At 35.6% G+C, this 562-nt stretch carries 1 protein-coding gene; it reads right to left on the minus strand.

What is annotated here, in order from left to right:
- Nucleotides 1-419 (minus strand): GTP-binding protein (locus RT445_RS15840; RefSeq protein WP_313470929.1); only part of this gene is annotated, 419 nt, incomplete at its 3' end.
- Nucleotides 420-562 lie beyond the last annotated feature (143 nt).

A 562-nucleotide genomic window follows, 5' to 3' on the forward strand; every position in this document is an offset into this window, starting at 1 on the left:
TTAATAACAGGTAAAATTTCTAAATCATTATCAAGTGCTAAGTAAACATTTGCTAATGTTTGCGCTTCAATACCTTGTGCGGCATCCACAACTAAAATGGCACCCTCACAAGCAGCTAAACTACGGGATACTTCATATGTGAAATCGACATGTCCTGGTGTGTCGATTAAATGGAATGTATACACTTCGCCGTCTTTCGCTTCGTATTTTAATTGAACTGCATTTAATTTGATCGTAATGCCTCGCTCACGCTCTAAATCCATTGAGTCAAGGAGCTGTGCTTTCATTTCACGGGAAGTTAAAGATTTTGTTTGCTCTAAAATACGGTCAGCAAGCGTTGATTTCCCATGGTCAATATGTGCAATAATAGAGAAATTTCGTATATTCTCTTGTCGTTTTAAACGTGCTTCTCGGTTCATCTTTTCCACTCCTAATTAAACTATAATGAATTATACTATGAACGATATGCAAAGTACAACAGCAACAAGAGTGGAAAGCCTATAATATCAATACTTTTGGTGTTTAATGCCGCTTTTAGGTTTTACATTATTAAGTATATAAA

Source organism: Lysinibacillus sp. (assembly GCF_032093475.1).
In the GTDB taxonomy this organism is placed as follows: Bacteria; Bacillota; Bacilli; order Bacillales_A; family Planococcaceae; genus Lysinibacillus; species Lysinibacillus irui.